We start from the raw sequence: 17,356 nt of genomic DNA, 5'->3' as shown, positions 1-17,356 counted from the left end.
AAAAGGTAAACAGACCCACGCTATGGAACAGCCCATTGTTGGTTATCACAAAGACGAAGTAGATGATTGGGTGGCCAAATTAGCCTGCGGCCACTTTCAACATGTTAGGCATAACCCACCTTGGACCAACCGTCCATGGGTGACTACCAGCGAAGGCAGACAAACCATGCTTGGCCATAAACTCAACTGCAAAAAATGCGACGAAGGCCTACCACCTGATGAGGTGTAGTGACTAATAAGGGAGTGTATCCCTTTGCGTAATGTACGTTAAATCCAGAAAAAGAATCTATATAACCCGTAGATTAGGCTTTAGCCTAAGGAGTAACAAAGACAGTCATTATTAAAAAAGTAAAAAACAGCGTTTTTCATTAAGTCTTTTTCCTGATTAGTTTTAGATTTTTGGTGAGTGTTTTGATGTTTTAAAGGTTGGTTTTTCGATGCTGAAGAGTTTTCTTTGTCATTGGATGTGAAAATTCAAATTTCAGGCGAGTTTACCTCCCAACTTAAGTTGGGCGGTCGTTTTTAGTGCTTAGATAATTCAGGCACTTTTGAGTAAGGCTTTCGCCTTTGCCATCCCTCGTATTCTTTGGTGGTGGGTTTGGTGCTTAAACTGTTGAATCATCTGTTTGCTGTCTACTGCGGAAGCAAAGTGCTGTTCAAATTCTGTAAGATAACAAAGACAGTCATTATTAAAAAAGTAATAACAGCAAGATCTAGGAAATATTCCGTATTTCCCCATGTGCTGAATCAGTCAATGGTAATAAAGTTAACCTGTACAAAGGGTTGCAGGGTATGTTAGAAAAGAGTCATGTAGAAAGGCGGAAAAATTCCGTGTTTAAACACGGAATTTTTCCATCTATTAATACTGTTAGGAAGCCAACAAGGTAATGGAGTTACATATCATCTATACAGATTCAAATGTCGTACTTTCTAAAAAGAAATATGCCAAATGGATTCAAATTCAAGAAGAATTCCCTGATTATAAAGCATCATTAGGTCCTTGGAGTTTTAATGAAGTGATCGACTACCTTGAAGGGGAATACGATAATCTGTTACCTAGTGCAACGATTCAAGTGAAGGCGCTTTCAAATTGTAGTGATAATACAAAAGAATTAACATGGTCTTGAGCCATGGCATTCCTAACAAGGCGTTCAAGAGGGAAAATTTACAGTTGGCTGTTTTCACTCCGTTCAACATTATAGCCAACTTATAAATTTCCCCTTAACGGGGCGTTATACAACTAGGAAAGTTTCATGAAAACACTGTTAATTTTGGCTAGCATAATTGCTTTTTGCGCTGGCTGCTCATCAACCCAGCCACCAAAAATCACTGAATCAAAGCCCGAGTTGAGTCTAGACAAAAAACAACTTAGAAAAAGTTTTGTTGGTAAATGGGAATCTACCCAACCGACCAAAGATGGAAATTCAAAACATGCCGTAATCGAAAGAAGTTCAGATGGCAGGTATGTGGTGGAGTTTAAAATCTATTACCCTGACAAAACCCTTAAGTATCAAAGCAAGGAGTTTGGATTCTGGGGTGTGTCAGGCGGAGTGTACTTCACGATGTTTAGAGGCTGGATAGAAAATGATAACTTTTCTCCTGCGAATCCAAACAATGCTTACTACTATGATGCTTACAAAATAGTCAGTGTCCTGGAAAACGAATTAAGTTATGACAACCTGTCTTCCGGCAACAAATACCTCTACAAACGAGTACTCTAGTTGTATAACAATCGCATTAAACCTCGCTTCGCTCGTGCGGACACCCTCTCGTTGGCTCGCGCTGCGCGCAAGTTTAGCCAACAAGTACGTGCCGTTTATGCGGGTCGGTATACTCTGGTGTTACCCATATGAAGAAGCTTAGTATTTATTTTACGTCCGCAATATTGTTAATAGTATTAATTGGTAGCTTATTACGTACTGAAATAGAAGTACGGTTGCTTGGAAAAGTAACATATGTGGAAATGTCTAATCTTGATATTACATTTGACATTGAAAAAGGTAGATATTGGGAGGGCGATGCAGTGAGTAACGTTCAAAAATGCGATACAGAATCGATTCCCAATTGCATCAAGTTTAATTCAACAATTGTATTTTTACCTCCAACAGAAATATTGGAACAAGCTGACAGACTAGGAATCAGGAGACAATTCAAAGAACAAGGTTTTCAATATGACATTGCAAAATCAGAAATTAATATATTGGGAAAAACTATAAGTGGTTTTTTGATAACAGTTGATGTTCCAATTCGTGCAAAAGTGTATGGCAATTACGTACACAATGGATTTTATGGCAGTTATTTCTATTCCTACAAACAAGGTGTCTTATTCATTGATAATTACAGGAAAATCATTGATTTTAAAACTGGAAAAGAAATTGTTATTTCAAGTGTAATTTGGGCAAAAAATAGGTGTGGATTTTTTGCAAGTAAATCATGTTTAAGCTAAATGAGTAAAACAAGTCAATTTTGAAGGAAAATAATATCGAACAGCGCTACTCTGTCCTCAAATTGAAGCGTTAGGTACAAGGGGTAGGTTTAGTGGTAATTTTCTATGTAGCTCTTTTTTGTATACCTTTCTTGGCTACGTTCTTCATTAGGAAGCGCTTCGGCGGGATAGTCGGTTTTGCTTTATGTACAGTTCTTTCTTTCTCGCTCATAACTACCTCAGTTATAACTATTTGGCTAGCCAATGATTATTTTAACAGGACAGCCCCTTTAATTTCTCTTTGAGCGCCTTCTATCGCTAGTACAAATGCTATCATTTTAGAGCTTGATTTTAATCATAGTTAAGACAGATTCAGTAAGCGGTTTTAGTTGGTTCTGATTTTTTGTGGGTGTTCTCAAGGTTGTCTTTTAGATTCTCTTCAAGGGCTATTTGATTGAGTTCCTCTAGGATGTCAGTTACGTATTGCTGGTCAAAAGGCCCTTCATTTAAACGAGTTTGTGGTTTACTTATCTCCCGTTTGTTTTTGTATTTATGTGTAAACCCTATATCAGCGTTAGCGCATTGAGTGACAAATGTAATGGTCAACATGGCTAAGGGGATTAATGGTTTAGAATAATTCACCAGACCTCTGTTCTTTATTAATGACGGGATAAAAAAGTAGGCTATTGAAAGTTTGATGCCAAGAATGCAAAACATTAATATATAATTTTAAAGGGTTTTTATTGTATTTTAACCCTTTGTTTATTAAGTATATTGTTGCAATTCCATGCTGTAAGAAAACTATAAATAGGTGTAATTGGCAAACAGTGAGCAGTTACAGTGATATGCCTTTTGTATCTATACGAAGACAGCTATAGCAATGTTTTGCGGTATTCTACTTTTATGTAGTTTGCGGTAAGCTTAAGCAACCTTACTTAAACATTTTGTCATAAATGTCTGTACCAGCTCCCCCTTCCGATAAAATCCGTTTTGGTGAAATTGTTGAAAGTGATTTTGTTCCGCCTTGGTGGGCTAAAAATAGACATGTGCAAACTATTTTCCCTCGATTTTTTCAAAAACGCGCCAAAGTAGATCTTCGTAAGGAGAAGCTAACCTTGCCCGATGGCGATTTTGTTAATTTAGTTTGGCTTGGTGATGTTAAAAGGTCTTTAGGTTTAGTTGCTATGTTTCATGGGCTAGAGGGGTCGATACGTTCCCATTACAGCAACGATATGGCGGCCAATTTGGCAAAGCAAGGGTATGCCGTAGTGTTAATGCACTTTAGAGGCTGTGGTGGCGAAATTAACATTAAACCTAGGTCTTATCATTCTGGTGAAACCGAAGATGCATGGTATTTTTTGAGTTGGTTAGAGAAAAAATTTCCCGACACTAAAAAGGCGGCAATTGGGTTTTCTTTGGGGGCCAATATGTTGCTTAAATTATTGAGTGAACACCCTAAGCAACAAATTGTAAAAGCCGCAATGGCCGTGTCTGCACCATTTAAGTTAGATGTTTGCTCTACTAGTATTAATCAAGGTTTTTCAAGGCTTTATCAAGCTTATTTATTGAAAAGCATGGTCAATAACTTACAGTTGAAAATGCAAAAAGTAGACTTTAAAAACATACTCACGGTAAATGAATCTCAAATGGGGGCATTGAAGAGTTTTCGTGAATTTGATGAAAACATAACTGCGCCTTTGCACGGTTTTAAGAGTGCCGAAGATTACTATGAAAAGTCGAGTGCGAGCCGGTTTTTACATAAAATCGCGACGCCTACCTTAGTGATACACGCCAAAGATGATCCTTTCATGCATGAAAGTATTTTGCCTGATGCATCGAGCTTGTCACCCAGTGTTTGTTTAGAAGTAAGTGAAAAAGGCGGGCATGTTGGCTTTATGCAAGGAACGCCTTGGCATCCAAAAATTTGGATGCATCAACGGGCTAATCGTTTCTTCGCGTCGTTTATGTGATTCTCTTTGTTGGCAAACCCCTAGAGAACGACAAAGTAGATTAGTTAATCTGACATTGAAATTAAGCAATTAGTGACTCAGTTGAATGTCTTTCAATAAGACTACTTGTTTGATGAGTTCTTTACCTGTTTCACCTTTGGCGACCAGTTCAATACTGGTATCGAGTAATGTATCTTGCCAGTTAATGTCAATTAATCCGTAGTTGGTGGTGCGGTAAGCCTGCCCAACCCGAAAAGTATTTTTGTCGTTGATGGCTTCTTCTTTTTGAATGAGGCCGCTAGAAGTAAAATCCCACATAGGATATGGCACCTTAGAGCCTAACTGCCCTTTGTCTACCGATATTTCGGTAAAATGGCGGTCGCCACTCATAAAAATCACACCATTTGCGTGAGTGTCTGTAATCAAATCATATAAACGCTGACGTTCGTGGGGAAAGTTCCCCCAACTTTCCCAGCCATGCTGAAATGACACAAGTTGGTAGCTAGTAACAATTAGCCTAATTTCAGCGGGCTTTTGTAATTGCAGTTTTAGCCACTGCCATTGTTGTTCGCCAAGTAATGTTTTATTTGTATCTGAGTGAGGTATAAAGCGACCAGGTAGTGTTTCAACAGGTTTTCTTACTAGATCGTCACGGTGATAACGGGTGTCTAGCATGATGATTTGCACTCGCCTATCGTCGTCGCCAAATATTTTACTATAGTATATGCCCGCTTGTTGATATAGCGGGTCGTTTTTGTCTTTTAACCAAAAATCTAAGAAGGCTTTTTGACTTGCTTGTTTTAGTGGATACGTTGCACCGCCATCATTTTGGCCATAATCGTGGTCATCCCATGTTGCCAGCGTTGTGGTTTGTTCTCGTAACTTAGAAAATCCTGGGTGTTTTCTTAGCTTGTTGTAGGCTTGAGTAAAGTCTTCAGGATCAGTAACAGGGTTACCGACTTCTTTACCATTCACTATTTGCACGTCGGCATATACGTTGTCACCTATCATTAGCATTACGTCAGGTTGATCTTGTTGAATGGTTTGCCAAACAGGTTGTTTTTTTTCGTATTGCTTGGCACAAGATCCAAACGCTATACGTTCAATGGCATAGGCATGGTTAGATATCATCAATAAGAGAAATAAGAACAAGGATAAGATTAATTTCATGGGCGTTATGTAGAGTTTGTTTTCTCTATGATAACTCGCTTGCGTGACATTAATAGGTCAGCTGTTAAAATTTCGATAAAATGGTGTGGCTGGCAGGTGTTGTTTATCTGCAATTAAGCGTGATAATGACAAATTTGTAGAATAATTAGCGTGCTGATTTGGTATAACTACTTTTGAATTTTAGCATCGACGGCATTAACTAAACACTGACTATATGGGTAACGAATATGAAAAATAGCTTTAAGTATTTTCCTTTCTTTTTAGTAGGTATGTTGTGATTATCCCAATTGCTGATGTCGAGTTAGAAACGCTGTTAAATATTATTGAAAGCTTTGTGCTTCGTGAAGGTACTGAATACGGTTCTGTTGATGTGTCTTTAGACGACAAAGTGCAGCAAGTGCATAACCAGTTAAAGTCAGGTGAAGTCTTGCTGGTTTATTCTGAGTTACATGAAACGGTTAACATTATCCCCAAGCAACAGCTTGGGGAATTTGAAGCCGCAGAGGCTAATGAATCTTAGTTTGATTCAAAAATTAGGTTAAAAGTAACAGGAACCGTTAAGCCAATTCCGCTTAATCCTGCTAGCTTCTGTAAAACTTCGATACCTGGTACTAAACCAAAGTCTTTTGCTGATATAAGAATAGGTTTAGTGCTAGTGGCCACTATTCCTCCATCAGATTTGCTAGTAACTTGCACGCTAACTTGAATTTCATTGCTGTGGCCAAATAAGCTTAATGTTGCCGGTAAGCTGACTAAAATGGTTTCACCTTTAGGTAGCGCTAAAACTGCTTTTGGTAATTGTGCGATTAACTTAGCTGTTGGAAATTTGTCTACCATAAATAGTTTTTCACGCATCCGTGTATCGCGGATTTCAATACCAGAATCAATACTCGCTAAATCGATATCAATGGCTAATCTACCATCATCACCAAACGTTCCATCAAGCTTAGTGAATTTTTGAACTTCGCTTATGTGTTGGTTTTTAGTGGATACAAAGTTTACGCTGGATTCATATGATACTAGCTCCCAATTCGCATTGGCGGCGCTACAAAGAAGACTTAGGCTAATAAACGCAGTATTTAAAATTTTAGATTTCATAAGTCTCTCATTTAGCTTGGTTGTTGTTGCCAAATCCTTGCTTGACTATAGTTAGCCAATCAACGTTTTGGTCTCCTGTAATAAAAAAGTCTGGGTTAATGATACTTTCTCTTTTGTTATAGCTTAAAGGTTCAAAATCTCGGGATAAAATTTTGCCTCCTGCTTCTGTCATTATACATTGTGATGCGCCAGTATCCCATTCGCCGGTAACGCCAAAACGTAAGAAAACATCCGCTTTTCCTTCTGCAATAAAACAGGCTTTTAGCGAACAGCTGCCTGCTGGTAGAGTTTGATAAATTCGTTCTGCACTGAGACTAGAGATAACTCTTTCTCTAGGTTGCCTGCGGCTAATCGCTATAATTATTGGGTCGTTATTTGGTTCATCAAGTTTACGAACATGGATAGGTTTGTGTTCAAGTGGGCATTTTTTGAATGCACCATGACCCTTTAGAGCAGAATATAAGGTTTCACCTGAAGGCCAGTAAATTACTCCCATAATTGGGACGTTATTCTCAATTAGTGCAATATTCACTGCAAAGTCACCACTACGGGCAATAAACTCCTGGGTACCGTCTATTGGGTCAATTAGCCAATACCGCGTCCATTTTTTTCTTTGTTCTAAGGTGCCTAAGTCTGTTTCCTCAGACATAATAGGAATATCTGGGGTTTCCCGTTTTAATATATCTAAAATCACTTCATTTGCTTTGTAATCAGCGGTAGTTACAGGTGAGTCGTCGTCTTTCTGATAACTGGTGAAATCACCACTGTCATAAATTTCAAGTACTACTTTCCCTGCCTCTACGGCGGCTCGTTTGGCAATCTCTAATAGTTTTTGGGCGTTTTCGGTGGGCATTACTGTCCTCTCTTCCACTTTTCCGCTAGTAATAAGGCTGCAATACATCTTGCTTCAATAAAGTCTGCACGCGCCATCAATGTGTCTAACTCATGTATCGACCATCTGACTACCTCAAGAGGCTCTGGTTCATCACCTTTTAAACTTTCAGGGTATAAGTCTTCAGCTATGAATATATGCATTTGGGCATTAAAAAAAGCAGTGGCTAGGTTTACTTTTTGTAGTGGATGTAAAACGTTAGCACCGTAGCCTACTTCTTCTTTTAGCTCTCGGTTGGCTGCAATATCAGCCGTTTCTCCTGGGTCAATTAACCCTTTAGGAAAACCTAATTCGTAACTATGTGTACCGGCGGCATACTCACGAACTAACAAAAACTCATGGTCATTAATAAAGGGCACTATCATTACCGCCCCGCGACCACTGCCACACATCCTTTCAAATACTCGCGTTGCACCGTTCGAAAATTCAAGATCAAGTTGTTCAATCTTCATCAATGAACTTTCGGCAACGATTTTGCGTTGATGGATTATTGGTAGTGTTTTATTTTTGTCTATGTTGCTCATTTGATGTTTCAAGTAATATAGCTAACTGCTTCATCATTAAGCAGTTTTAGTTACTTGAATATACCTGTTAAATAGAGGACTTGCCACTTGTCTACGCTTGCTTGGAAAGAAATTAATACTGTTTTATTAGATATGGACGGTACTTTGTTGGACCTACATTTTGATAATCATTTTTGGTTAGAGTACGTGCCAATTAAATTGTCTAAAAAACGGGGCATTTCTATAGAAGATGCAAAAGCGTTTATGGTTGCAGAGTATGAAAAAGTAATTGGTACCTTGAGTTGGTATTGCTTAGATTTTTGGGCTGAAAAGTTAGACTTAGATATTATGGAAGCAAAGCGTGAAATTAATCACTTAATTAGTATGCGAAACGACAGTATTCCTTTTATTGATGCTTTAAAAGCATCGGGGCGGGAGGTGATTCTGGTGACGAATGCTCATCCAGATAGCCTTAGTTTGAAGGTTGAACACACTCAATTAGATGAGCATATTGATCAGCTTATTTCGACCCATGAGTTTGGGGTAACCAAAGAATCTCAAGTGTTGTGGCAAAAACTTCAAAGTAAACTTGGCTTTAACCCTGCCAACACTTTGTTTGTAGATGACAGTTTAGGTATTTTGCAGGCCGCAAAAGACTTTGGAATTAAATACCTACTTGCGGTGAGTAACCCTGATAGTAAACAGCCTAAGCGAGAGGTAACTAATTTTCATGCGGTACAAGATTATCGATATTTATTAGAAGATATCCTTGCTAATCAGATATCTTCTTAACCACCTTTGTAAATATCTGAGTTCAAAATTTAATGGGGTAATAGCCGTTTGCGTCTGGCTTGCCAAAAAAGGCGGCGGCTTGATGAACCTCTTTGGGTAAATTAGCATCAGGCTTAAAACGGCCACTAACTTTAAATTTCATATTGGCTGGAAGCGTGACTTGAGCCGATAAACCAAAACTATTGGGTTCTTTGACATCAACAATGATACTTTCGTTTACACAGTCTAAATCAGCAGTAAAGTTACCTAAATCGATAACCTCTTTTGGCCCTGTAAAGCTAGCGTTTAACCATTGCCCAGTGCCACTTATTACCTGACAGCTATTAGTATATTCAAGCTCTTGTAGTTGTACTTTAAATCGGCCATTTGCTTCTACTGGAATAGGTAAAGGTAGTGTCCGCAACACAAACTCTGTGGGAACATAAACAACTAGATCCTCAGCTTGAATGTTTTGATTAGAGACAACTACAGACCCATCAATGGATATTTGTTCTAAATCACGAATGTTTCCGGCGCTTATTTCTGCGTTAGCCTTCCCTATCAACAGTGGAAAAAAGGATAAAGACCAGCTTACATCGTTTAGAGGGATACCATTCACAATCACTTGCTGCAGTTGGCCTTTCCAAATAGTGCCAGAAACGCCATTTACTTTAATATCTTTACCTAAATCTACTCGTGAAAGCACCTGTGCTGCAGGTAATTTAACAACTAAAAAAATGACATAAACCACTAAAGCAAGGAGGCTCCACTTCAATATTGACTTCATGATTTTCCTAGTTTTAAGCGACGAATTTTAACATGGCCGGGTAAGTCTGATTCAGCGATATCGATATCTAAGATGATGATCCCCATTTTCTCTAAGCTTTGTAACCAACTCAAAACATCATTAAAAGGGGCTTGGTCAACCCAGACCTGAATCTCATTATTTTGAGGTTGCATTCGAGAAATGACAATTTTCAATCTATTAGCTGCTTGGTTTACAGCTTGCGGGAGCGAGCCTGTAAAGCCTTTTACTTGACCTGAGGAACTTCGTAATTGAGCAGCTCTATTGGCATTTTTCTGTACCCAAGTTAATAGGCTTTTTTGGCTAGTTAGTGCAGCCTGCCCTTTTTCTATTGATGTAGTTAAAGGAGACCAAACCCCCCAATAGAATATGGCTACTATTACAAATACAGTGGATAGCAGAACTAGGCGCTTTTCGCGCTCGTTAAGTTGCTGGTAAATGCTTTTTATTTTATCCATATATATTAGCTCCTAACCGATAAGGTGCCGACAACTTGATTGTCTTTTTGGTTGATGGCCCCTTGCTCTACTTCAAAACCTTGAGCTTCTGCTTGGCGCTTAAAAGTGTCTAAAGCATCAAAATTGGCCGCTACCACTTGTATCCTAATTTCTGTGCGCTTCCTATCAAATCGCATAGTTTGTGGTTTAACCTTAGACTCTTCAAAGGCAGATTCAAGTTGGCTAAGCATCACTAACATAGAGGCTCCGCCACCACCTTGTTCAAGGCTTTTCATTTGGCGTGCCATGGTTCGTCTTAAATCACGATAAGCGCCTGAGTTGGGAAACGCTCTCTTGTACTCTTGATCTGTTAGTTCTTTTAGTTGTGTTAATTCTTTAGATATTCTTTGCTGCTCAATGGTTTTGTCGATTAAGGTTGTGCTTAAAGCGATGATGGCTAATACTGCAGCAACACGCCATTTCTTCCATGTCCCAGACTTTTTGTTGTTAACCTTAAACTCACCTTGTAACAAATTAAACTTACTACTTTTAGCTTCGCTAGCAAGCACTTTCATGGGAAGTTCTAAAGGTTGGCTTATGACTTCGAGGTTATCAATATCCGTTAAATCTACGCCCGAATAATCGCTGATATGTAGTGGGCCTTCGTTACGTTTTGCTTGATGGTTTAAGGCCTGTTTTAGCCATCCCATTTCCCCTTGCAACCCTGCCCACTCGTCTTGACGAATTAACAGTTGTTCTCCTAATTGCAGGATAGACCATGTATCTTCATCTGCTCTAGGTAGGGCTAAGATATCTGGCAGCATTTGGTCGCAGTGTAGCCCAGCTGCTTCGATAATGGTCAGCCAAGCTATGATAGTGGCCTTTTGCATTATGGCTACTGCTTGTTTATCGCCTTGCTTTGGGCCTAAAGCAAAAAACTGGTCGTTAATATCGCCACTAATGTCTTCTTCTAACATATACGGGATAGCAGTAATTGCTTTACGACCTGCTTTAGCTGGCAGTGTTACCCATTTAAGTAAAATGTCACTGGTGGGCACTAATGCGCATATAGGTCTGCCTCCAGCTCTGTCAGCTAAAGTGGCAAGATGCTCTGCTGAGGGTAACTCACCCGAAGCAATAATTTCATTTTGTTGGCTGGACCACACTAGCCAATGAATTGACTCTTGTGAGCTGGCGCCTAAACGCACCACTAACTGTTCCATTTGGTTACATTACCTTTCGACTAATTGTGTTAGTTTAACAATTTGAAAATCAGATTATATACTCAAACCAATTCTAACTCGCGCGCTTTGAGTTGGCTTGGGTATATAAGCTTAAAATCCGCTAAATTCTCTACTGACAACACTTACACTGTTATCTTCATTTATTTTTAGCACACTTTGCATTGCAAATGTGGCGTTATTGAATTTGGTTCTTGTGTGCAATTTAAAATATGAAGTTGTGACATCGAACCATTCTTTTTGTTCATCACTTAGTGGCAAGGCTGTAATAGATGGCTCTGCCAAAAAATCGTTAGTGTCTTGATAACCTTCAGGCCCACGGTTTGCTATAACTGATTGGGCATCTGCTAGGCTCAGCCCTGTTGCGGCACCGATTACAGCTGCGTTTTCTTCGGTAACAGTATTGACATTGATTAAAAATAAACTGTCGTTAGGCAGCACACATACCAGTTCGAGTAGTTTTTCTAACCATTGTACTTCAACACCGTGTATTAAACGTAATTCAGATTTATGGGCTAAAAAATTGTTGGCAGGTAAATAAGGAAATTGACGGCTTTCATATTCCCCATCCTCTGCCCCTAGTTGTGTTGATTGGTCATCTTCGTCTAACCAATCCACTAATGAGTCACGGATTGTTTCTACGTTATAGGTGGGAATGTCACCTTCAACTAATTCCAATAGCCTTTGAAAAGCAACAATCCTGTCAGGTAAGTTTGTTTGAGAGTTACTGCCTGAGTTGGTGCCTGTATTTGAATTTGTGCCCGAATTTGATGTGGTATTTGCACCCGCACCTGCACCCGTATTATTATTTGATGTATCACCTGGGTCTCGCAAGGCATTTAGGTTAAAGCAACTTTGCATATCGATTAGCTTAGCTTCAATTCCTCCTCCATCAACAGGGAATACATATTCTTGATTCCAAGCTTGATCTAAATAAATTAAATCCCTGTCATTTTCGGCTAAGTCTCTTATGGACTTACGAGCATATTGTTCAGCACTCATGGCATACCAATAAGCCTGATTATTGTCTTTTATATTGGATGCACGTTTAATTTGTAATTGTAAGCGAGAGCCCATTTCTGTCGCTAGTATACTGACAATTGCGACTATCATCAGCACTATAATAAGCGCTACGCCCTTTTGCTTTGAAGGCTTATTCGTCACTATTCGCGCCCCCTACTAAAAACTCACGACGTATCTCGCCAAAGGTTTTACTCGAAATGGTGACTGATATGGCTAGTGGCAATACCTCACTTGAGTATATCTCTTCCCAGTCTTCGGCATCTTCTACTTTTTCTTCATCGGTCAAAAAGCTAACTTGAAAGTCCTCTATGTCTGACAATAACACCCTAACTTTAGGTTCATAACCAATTACATTGTCAACATAGTTACCATAGACCCGCTGCAATTCTTGTTCTTGTAAACGGTAACCGACACTTTGTAAGGTACTGCGGGGGAGTAACATCTGTGGGTTATGCCACCCTGATCTTACAAACGCTAACCCTCCTGCATCACTAGACATTACATCTTCACCGCCAGAGACGACCACACTGTTTGCTTCACCATTAACTCTCACTGAGCGGTTAGTCATTTGCATAATATCCCGCTCTATGGTTAACATCGCTCGTTGTAATTCTTCTAGCTTTGCGAACCTTTCTTCTGATAATTGATCGCTTTCGATTACCGAGTTTAAAACCCCAGTACTTGCTACCCCAATTAAAGCAAAAATCGCAATGGCAACCAGTATTTCAAGTAGTGTAAAACCTCGGTTGCGTCTTAACTTAGTAGCAGCCATGGTTAGTCTTGTTTCGCTATAAATGTGACGGCTGAGCTAACAATACTTTTGTAGTTTTCGTCTAAACCAACCGATACATCAACCTGAACCATTTCAGAGTCACTGGTTTTTTCTACTGTTTGTTGCCAATACCAAGTGCGACCAGCCATCTCTTGAGAGCCTTTCTTGTTGTTTTTGACGGGCCAAGTTTGATCGATATGCAATTGAGATAAGCGATTATTAGCCACCCAGGTGGCAAAGGTTATATCTTCAATCTGAGAAACAGTCGTTAAATGTTCACTGGCAGCTTTCATTATTGCGGTAGCGGTTAATGCAAATATAAGAAGTGCCACCATAACTTCTAGTAACGTCATGCCAGATGAGCTATGTTTATAGCTCATCTAAAGGGCCTTCCATTTCGATTGGGCTGATATCTTGACCATTCACTCTGAAGTAAACAGGTGGCTCATTACCAAAATCTGCCTCGTAAACCAATGACAAAGAAAAGGGAGTAATTTCACCACTAGAGAAAATAAAAACTTGAGGTGGGTCAAGCGGCTTGTCTTCTTCATTACCAATTTCAGTGCCATCTTCAGAAAGAGAAAAGTCTTCTTCAAATAGTTCGTCATTATTAAATAGACTGCTACTCGTGTCCCAAGGCAAATCAGTGAGAGATAACGCTATGGAAAACTCATCGGGTATAACATGATCACTTAGTACTTTGTCTAACTCGAGTTTTTGCCATGCTTGTTCTTCATCTAAATACATAAAATAATATGTATTTTCGTCTTCTTCTATTCGTAAACCCAGTTGCCTTTGGTTAAGTACAGCAAAGTCTGCAGCCATATTAAAGACGATTTGTAGCCGCTGAGTTTGTTTTTTTAATCTGTCCTGAGCGCTTTCACCAGAATAGTTTAGTACCACAGCCCCTACTGCCAAGCCCATGATAAGCAATACCAGCATTACCTCTATTAGGGTAAAACCAGTTTGCTTTTTGGTATCTATGGGAGACTGAGACATAAAGAGGCGAACTCAAACTGACTAGTTTAAGTAATCGTTTAGGTTCCAGTTACCAATATCATCATCTGTCCCTGGTTCACCGTCTGGCCCGTTTGAAAAGATATCAAATTGGCCTAATTCACCCGGGCTTAATAGCTGATAAGGATTACCCCAAGGGTCGTTAGGTAAACGTGTGATGTAGCCGTTTGCCCTGTAATTACGAGGAATAGGATCGATAGTTGGTTCGCTCACTAAAGCATCTAAACCTTGCTCAGTAGTGGGAAATACATTATTGCTTAACTTATATTGAGTTAAAGCATTTTCTAAGCTTTGAATATCAATCGCTGCGGTTTTCACTTGAGCTTCTTCTTGATTTCCTAATATCTGCGGCGCAATCATACCGGCCATAATACCGATAATTAGCAATACGACCATGACTTCAATTAATGTAAAGCCTTGAGGTTTGCGTAACGTAATGCGTGTAAAATGTTGTTTCATTAGATATTCACCATAGAGTTTAATGCCATAATTGGTTGTAAAATTGCTACGACTATTAGCAATACCACTACAGCCATAGTTACAATTAAAATAGGTTCAAATACTTTGAGTGATACACTCACTAAAGATTCAAATTGTCTGTCTTGATTATCGGCCGCACGGCCTAACATTTGTTGAAGTTCGCCGCTGCGTTCACCCGATGCAATCATATGCATCATCATAGGGGGGAACATTTTTGTTTGTTCTAAAGATGCTCGTAAGCTAGAGCCTTCTTTAACATGAACTGCTGCTGCTTTAATTGCTTCTTTGATATGTAAATTTTCTAACACATCTCCGGCAATTCGCATACTTTCAAGTAAAGGTACGGCACTGGAAGATAAAATACTTAATGTACGAGCAAAGCGAGCGGTATTCAGGCCCTTAGATATTTTTCCTAGCATGGGCATGGCCAAAATCGATTTGTGGTAACGCATTTTCATAGTAGGTTGTTGCAGCACTCGATTAATGATGACTATGATGAGTACCAAAGCGATAAATACAAAGATACCGTACGCCTCTAAGAAATCACTGACTGAAATTAAAGCTTGGGTAATAGTGGGTAAGTCTTGCCCCATGTGCTGAAATTGCCCCACAATTTTGGGTACAACTTGGGTCAATAATAGCAACACAATAGCGAATGCAAAAAACAGCATAATACAGGGGTAAACCATGGCCTGCGTAATTTGGCTTTTGGTTTGTTGACGTTTTTCGGTGTAATCTGCTAGACGGTTTAAGACCGTATCTAGGTGTCCTGATTTTTCTCCAGCCGCCACCATAGCTCTAAACAAATCATCAAACACATGGGGGAATTCTGCCATTGCATCAGCAAGGGTGTGACCTTCAACAACCTTGCTACGAACCGCCATCATCATGTTTTTTTGACGGGGTTTTTCACACTGCTCTGCTACCGCTAATAGTGCTTCCTCTATTGGAAGTGCTGACTCTACTAAAGTTGAAAGTTGCCTAGTTAATAGAGATAAATCAGAGGCTGAAATGGTGTTTTTAAATAAGGAGAATCCTTGTTGAGATTTACGTTCTTTTTCAGCCACCTGGTCAACTTGCATGGGGATTAACCCTTGTTCACGCAACAGTTGCCTCACTTGTCTTGGGTTATCGCCCTCTAACACCCCATTTTTAGTTTTGCCACTTGTTTCCATGGCTTGGTAAGCATAAGCAGCCATTTAGTCTTCCCTAGTCACGCGCAACACTTCTTCAAGTGATGTATACCCTAACAATACTTTATTACAGCCATCTTCTCGGATACTAGGTGTAGACTGGCGAATATATTTCTCTATCGCCTGCTCACCATGGCCGCTGTGCATTAGCTCACGAATACCTTCGTCGACTATTAATAACTCGTGAATACCTGTTCGGCCTCGATAACCGGTTTGATTACAGGCAGCACAACCTTTTGGTGCATAAACATTTCTAGCCTCAGCAGCGGAGCTAATCCCTAAAATTTGGCATTCTTGTTCGCTAGGTATATGGCTGACCTTGCAATCTGGGCATAGGGTTCTGACTAGTCGTTGTGATAACACCGCTAGTAAACTTGATGACAATAAGAAGGGTTCAATACCCATATCTTCTAAACGTGTAATGGCACCGGCTGCGGTATTGGTGTGTAAGGTAGACATTACTAAGTGACCGGTCAAACTTGCTTGAACACTAATTTGAGCAGTTTCTAAATCACGAATCTCTCCAACCATGACGACATCAGGATCTTGCCTTAATATTGCGCGTAGGCCTCTAGCAAAAGTCATATCAACTTTGGCATTTACTTGGGTTTGCCCAATGCCTTGTAAATCAAATTCGATAGGGTCTTCTACCGTCAGAATGTTTCTATCTTTTGAGTTAATTTCACTTAAGCCAGCGTACAAGGTGGTCGATTTACCAGAACCTGTAGGGCCAGTTACCAGAATAATGCCGTGAGGTTTACGAACCAAATTTGAAAAATGATCTCGGTTAATCTTAGTCATACCAAGATCTTCAAGGTTTAGCCTGACATTATTTTTGTCTAATAAACGTAAAACTACGCGCTCACCGTGGCTAGAGGGCATGGTAGACACTCGAACATCTACGGCTCTACCTGCGATTCTTAAGGTTATACGACCATCTTGAGGAACACGTTTTTCAGCGATATCCATCTTAGACATCACTTTTATGCGGGACACCAACATAGAGGCCATTTTACGATTTGGGCGCAAAATTTCTCGTAGTACACCATCAACTCTAAAACGCACCAATAACTGGGTTTCAAAGGTTTCGATATGAATATCAGAAGCGCCCTCTTTGATGGCCTCTCCTAACATGGCGTTGATCAACTTGATGATAGGCGCGTCATCTTCACTTTCGAGTAAGTCTTCTGTATCAGGTAATTCGTCAGCTAGGCTAAACAAGTCTGTTTCGTTGCCAATGTCCTCCATTAACTGCTTTGCGGCAGAAGAGTCTCGCTGAAAAGCATTGGTTAACAAGGATTCAAACTGGTCAACTTCAATTTCTTTAAGACGAAACTCAGCTCCTAAAAAACGCCTGACTTCAGCAAATACTGGAAATTCAGTTTCTACGGTGTGATACAAAATAGCGGGTGTTTCGCCAGTATCTAGCAATACTTGATGCCTTTTTGCAAAACTAAAAGCGAGTTGTTTGTGCTCAGGCTCATCAATGGGCGCATTAATATCAGCGCCCGCTTCTAGTAATGATTGCTCCTCTACTTCTAAAGCACTTCGTCCTAAAGTTTCATCGACATCAGGCATAA

General features: G+C 39.7%; 22 protein-coding genes and 1 pseudogene. 7 read left to right on the top strand and 16 right to left on the bottom strand.

Annotation, left to right across the window (positions count from 1 at the left end):
- Window positions 1-22: 22 nt before the first annotated feature.
- Window positions 23-229, top strand: coding sequence for a DUF3565 domain-containing protein (locus tag ABJD71_RS10215; protein ID WP_348168384.1), 207 nt, complete (start codon window positions 23-25; stop codon window positions 227-229).
- Window positions 230-538: 309 nt separating this feature from the next.
- Here the strand turns inward: ABJD71_RS10215 and ABJD71_RS10210 are convergent.
- A pseudogene (locus ABJD71_RS10210) lies at window positions 539-667 on the bottom strand (transposase); the annotation flags it as partial.
- A gap of 220 nt (window positions 668-887) precedes the next feature.
- Between ABJD71_RS10210 and ABJD71_RS10205 the strand changes: the two are divergent.
- From ABJD71_RS10205 to ABJD71_RS10195, 3 genes are all read left to right on the top strand, one after another.
- Window positions 888-1,127 carry a hypothetical protein gene (locus ABJD71_RS10205; protein ID WP_348168381.1) on the top strand — a complete coding sequence of 80 codons (240 nt, stop codon included), beginning with the start codon at window positions 888-890 and terminating at the stop codon, window positions 1,125-1,127.
- Between the two features lie 126 nt (window positions 1,128-1,253).
- Window positions 1,254-1,721 (top strand): hypothetical protein, encoded by a 468-nt coding sequence (locus ABJD71_RS10200; protein WP_348168378.1) that lies wholly within the window; start codon window positions 1,254-1,256, stop codon window positions 1,719-1,721.
- Window positions 1,722-1,849: 128 nt separating this feature from the next.
- The gene (locus ABJD71_RS10195; RefSeq protein WP_348168375.1) at window positions 1,850-2,446 is read left to right on the top strand and encodes a hypothetical protein; all 597 of its coding nucleotides are present in this window, start codon (window positions 1,850-1,852) and stop codon (window positions 2,444-2,446) included.
- Window positions 2,447-2,797: 351 nt separating this feature from the next.
- On the opposite strand, the gene ABJD71_RS10190 is transcribed toward ABJD71_RS10195, so the two are convergent.
- Window positions 2,798-3,067 (bottom strand): hypothetical protein, encoded by a 270-nt coding sequence (locus tag ABJD71_RS10190; protein ID WP_348168372.1) that lies wholly within the window; start codon window positions 3,065-3,067, stop codon window positions 2,798-2,800.
- Window positions 3,068-3,378: 311 nt separating this feature from the next.
- Here ABJD71_RS10190 and ABJD71_RS10185 point away from each other — a divergent pair, with 311 nt between their 5' ends.
- Window positions 3,379-4,395, top strand: a complete 1,017-nt coding sequence (locus ABJD71_RS10185) for a hydrolase (protein WP_348168369.1) — start codon at window positions 3,379-3,381, stop codon at window positions 4,393-4,395.
- Between the two features lie 69 nt (window positions 4,396-4,464).
- Here the strand turns inward: ABJD71_RS10185 and ABJD71_RS10180 are convergent, their stop codons facing one another.
- On the bottom strand, window positions 4,465-5,544 hold the full coding sequence (locus ABJD71_RS10180) for an alkaline phosphatase D family protein (protein ID WP_348168366.1): 1,080 nt from the start codon (window positions 5,542-5,544) through the stop codon (window positions 4,465-4,467).
- Between the two features lie 274 nt (window positions 5,545-5,818).
- On the opposite strand from ABJD71_RS10180, the gene ABJD71_RS10175 reads away from it, so the two are divergent.
- Window positions 5,819-6,064, top strand: a complete 246-nt coding sequence (locus ABJD71_RS10175; protein WP_348168363.1) for a YheU family protein — start codon at window positions 5,819-5,821, stop codon at window positions 6,062-6,064.
- Here ABJD71_RS10175 and ABJD71_RS10170 read toward each other — a convergent pair.
- The 3 genes from ABJD71_RS10170 to nudE are packed head-to-tail and all read right to left on the bottom strand — an operon-like array spanning window position 6,061 to window position 8,058.
- On the bottom strand, window positions 6,061-6,642 hold the full coding sequence (locus ABJD71_RS10170) for a YceI family protein (protein ID WP_348168360.1): 582 nt from the start codon (window positions 6,640-6,642) through the stop codon (window positions 6,061-6,063). The genes ABJD71_RS10175 and ABJD71_RS10170 overlap by 4 nt on opposite strands.
- A gap of 7 nt (window positions 6,643-6,649) precedes the next feature.
- Window positions 6,650-7,495, bottom strand: a complete 846-nt coding sequence (cysQ, locus tag ABJD71_RS10165; protein WP_348168357.1) for a 3'(2'),5'-bisphosphate nucleotidase CysQ — start codon at window positions 7,493-7,495, stop codon at window positions 6,650-6,652.
- Window positions 7,495-8,058, bottom strand: coding sequence for an ADP compounds hydrolase NudE (gene nudE / locus ABJD71_RS10160; RefSeq protein WP_348168354.1), 564 nt, complete (start codon window positions 8,056-8,058; stop codon window positions 7,495-7,497). Before nudE ends, cysQ begins: the two co-directional genes overlap by 1 nt.
- A gap of 87 nt (window positions 8,059-8,145) precedes the next feature.
- Between nudE and yrfG the strand changes: the two genes are divergently transcribed.
- Window positions 8,146-8,829 (top strand): GMP/IMP nucleotidase, encoded by a 684-nt coding sequence (gene yrfG / locus ABJD71_RS10155; protein WP_348168351.1) that lies wholly within the window; start codon window positions 8,146-8,148, stop codon window positions 8,827-8,829.
- A gap of 22 nt (window positions 8,830-8,851) precedes the next feature.
- Here yrfG and ABJD71_RS10150 read toward each other — a convergent pair whose 3' ends face one another.
- The 10 genes from ABJD71_RS10150 to gspE form a co-directional block, all read right to left on the bottom strand.
- Window positions 8,852-9,595, bottom strand: coding sequence for a type II secretion system protein N (locus tag ABJD71_RS10150; protein WP_348168348.1), 744 nt, complete (start codon window positions 9,593-9,595; stop codon window positions 8,852-8,854).
- Entirely contained in the window at window positions 9,592-10,071 is a 480-nt protein-coding gene (locus ABJD71_RS10145; RefSeq protein ID WP_348168345.1) for a type II secretion system protein M, read from the bottom strand. The genes ABJD71_RS10150 and ABJD71_RS10145 overlap by 4 nt, the downstream gene beginning before the upstream one ends.
- 5 nt (window positions 10,072-10,076) lie before the next feature.
- Entirely contained in the window at window positions 10,077-11,273 is a 1,197-nt protein-coding gene (gene gspL / locus ABJD71_RS10140) for a type II secretion system protein GspL (RefSeq protein WP_348168342.1), read from the bottom strand.
- A gap of 111 nt (window positions 11,274-11,384) precedes the next feature.
- A complete protein-coding gene (gspK, locus tag ABJD71_RS10135) occupies window positions 11,385-12,455 on the bottom strand; it encodes a type II secretion system minor pseudopilin GspK (RefSeq protein WP_348168339.1) in 1,071 nt (356 codons plus the stop codon).
- Entirely contained in the window at window positions 12,445-13,086 is a 642-nt protein-coding gene (gspJ, locus tag ABJD71_RS10130; protein ID WP_348168336.1) for a type II secretion system minor pseudopilin GspJ, read from the bottom strand. The genes gspK and gspJ overlap by 11 nt, the downstream gene beginning before the upstream one ends.
- A gap of 2 nt (window positions 13,087-13,088) precedes the next feature.
- Window positions 13,089-13,466, bottom strand: a complete 378-nt coding sequence (gene gspI / locus ABJD71_RS10125; RefSeq protein ID WP_348168333.1) for a type II secretion system minor pseudopilin GspI — start codon at window positions 13,464-13,466, stop codon at window positions 13,089-13,091.
- Window positions 13,456-14,085 (bottom strand): type II secretion system minor pseudopilin GspH, encoded by a 630-nt coding sequence (gene gspH, locus ABJD71_RS10120; RefSeq protein WP_348168330.1) that lies wholly within the window; start codon window positions 14,083-14,085, stop codon window positions 13,456-13,458. The genes gspI and gspH overlap by 11 nt, the downstream gene beginning before the upstream one ends.
- A gap of 21 nt (window positions 14,086-14,106) precedes the next feature.
- On the bottom strand, window positions 14,107-14,562 hold the full coding sequence (gene gspG / locus ABJD71_RS10115; protein ID WP_348168327.1) for a type II secretion system major pseudopilin GspG: 456 nt from the start codon (window positions 14,560-14,562) through the stop codon (window positions 14,107-14,109).
- Window positions 14,562-15,782, bottom strand: a complete 1,221-nt coding sequence (gene gspF / locus ABJD71_RS10110) for a type II secretion system inner membrane protein GspF (RefSeq protein ID WP_348168324.1) — start codon at window positions 15,780-15,782, stop codon at window positions 14,562-14,564. The genes gspG and gspF overlap by 1 nt, the downstream gene beginning before the upstream one ends.
- On the bottom strand, window positions 15,783-17,354 hold the full coding sequence (gene gspE / locus ABJD71_RS10105) for a type II secretion system ATPase GspE (protein ID WP_348168321.1): 1,572 nt from the start codon (window positions 17,352-17,354) through the stop codon (window positions 15,783-15,785). It lies immediately after the preceding gene.
- Window positions 17,355-17,356 lie beyond the last annotated feature (2 nt).

The organism is Paraglaciecola sp. (assembly GCF_039943935.1).
Lineage (GTDB): Bacteria > Pseudomonadota > Gammaproteobacteria > Enterobacterales > Alteromonadaceae > Paraglaciecola.
The sequence above is the reverse complement of the archived record's forward strand: the minus strand, read 5'-3'. Positions and strand labels throughout refer to the sequence as shown.

What these genes read in the sequence shown, in the direction of transcription:
- ABJD71_RS10215 (WP_348168384.1), top strand. Translation starts at nt 23, where the DNA reads ATGGAACAGCCCATTGTTGGTTATCACAAAGACGAAGTAGATGATTGG.
- ABJD71_RS10205 (WP_348168381.1), top strand. Translation starts at nt 888, where the DNA reads ATGGAGTTACATATCATCTATACAGATTCAAATGTCGTACTTTCTAAA.
- ABJD71_RS10200 (WP_348168378.1), top strand. Translation starts at nt 1,254, where the DNA reads ATGAAAACACTGTTAATTTTGGCTAGCATAATTGCTTTTTGCGCTGGC.
- ABJD71_RS10195 (WP_348168375.1), top strand. Translation starts at nt 1,850, where the DNA reads ATGAAGAAGCTTAGTATTTATTTTACGTCCGCAATATTGTTAATAGTA.
- ABJD71_RS10185 (WP_348168369.1), top strand. Translation starts at nt 3,379, where the DNA reads ATGTCTGTACCAGCTCCCCCTTCCGATAAAATCCGTTTTGGTGAAATT.
- ABJD71_RS10180 (WP_348168366.1), bottom strand. Translation starts at nt 5,544, where the DNA reads ATGAAATTAATCTTATCCTTGTTCTTATTTCTCTTATTGATGATATCT.
- ABJD71_RS10170 (WP_348168360.1), bottom strand. Translation starts at nt 6,642, where the DNA reads ATGAAATCTAAAATTTTAAATACTGCGTTTATTAGCCTAAGTCTTCTT.
- cysQ (WP_348168357.1), bottom strand. Translation starts at nt 7,495, where the DNA reads ATGCCCACCGAAAACGCCCAAAAACTATTAGAGATTGCCAAACGAGCC.
- nudE (WP_348168354.1), bottom strand. Translation starts at nt 8,058, where the DNA reads ATGAGCAACATAGACAAAAATAAAACACTACCAATAATCCATCAACGC.
- ABJD71_RS10150 (WP_348168348.1), bottom strand. Translation starts at nt 9,595, where the DNA reads ATGAAGTCAATATTGAAGTGGAGCCTCCTTGCTTTAGTGGTTTATGTC.
- ABJD71_RS10145 (WP_348168345.1), bottom strand. Translation starts at nt 10,071, where the DNA reads ATGGATAAAATAAAAAGCATTTACCAGCAACTTAACGAGCGCGAAAAG.
- gspL (WP_348168342.1), bottom strand. Translation starts at nt 11,273, where the DNA reads ATGGAACAGTTAGTGGTGCGTTTAGGCGCCAGCTCACAAGAGTCAATT.
- gspJ (WP_348168336.1), bottom strand. Translation starts at nt 13,086, where the DNA reads ATGGCTGCTACTAAGTTAAGACGCAACCGAGGTTTTACACTACTTGAA.
- gspI (WP_348168333.1), bottom strand. Translation starts at nt 13,466, where the DNA reads ATGAGCTATAAACATAGCTCATCTGGCATGACGTTACTAGAAGTTATG.
- gspH (WP_348168330.1), bottom strand. Translation starts at nt 14,085, where the DNA reads ATGTCTCAGTCTCCCATAGATACCAAAAAGCAAACTGGTTTTACCCTA.
- gspG (WP_348168327.1), bottom strand. Translation starts at nt 14,562, where the DNA reads ATGAAACAACATTTTACACGCATTACGTTACGCAAACCTCAAGGCTTT.
- gspF (WP_348168324.1), bottom strand. Translation starts at nt 15,782, where the DNA reads ATGGCTGCTTATGCTTACCAAGCCATGGAAACAAGTGGCAAAACTAAA.
- gspE (WP_348168321.1), bottom strand. Translation starts at nt 17,354, where the DNA reads ATGCCTGATGTCGATGAAACTTTAGGACGAAGTGCTTTAGAAGTAGAG.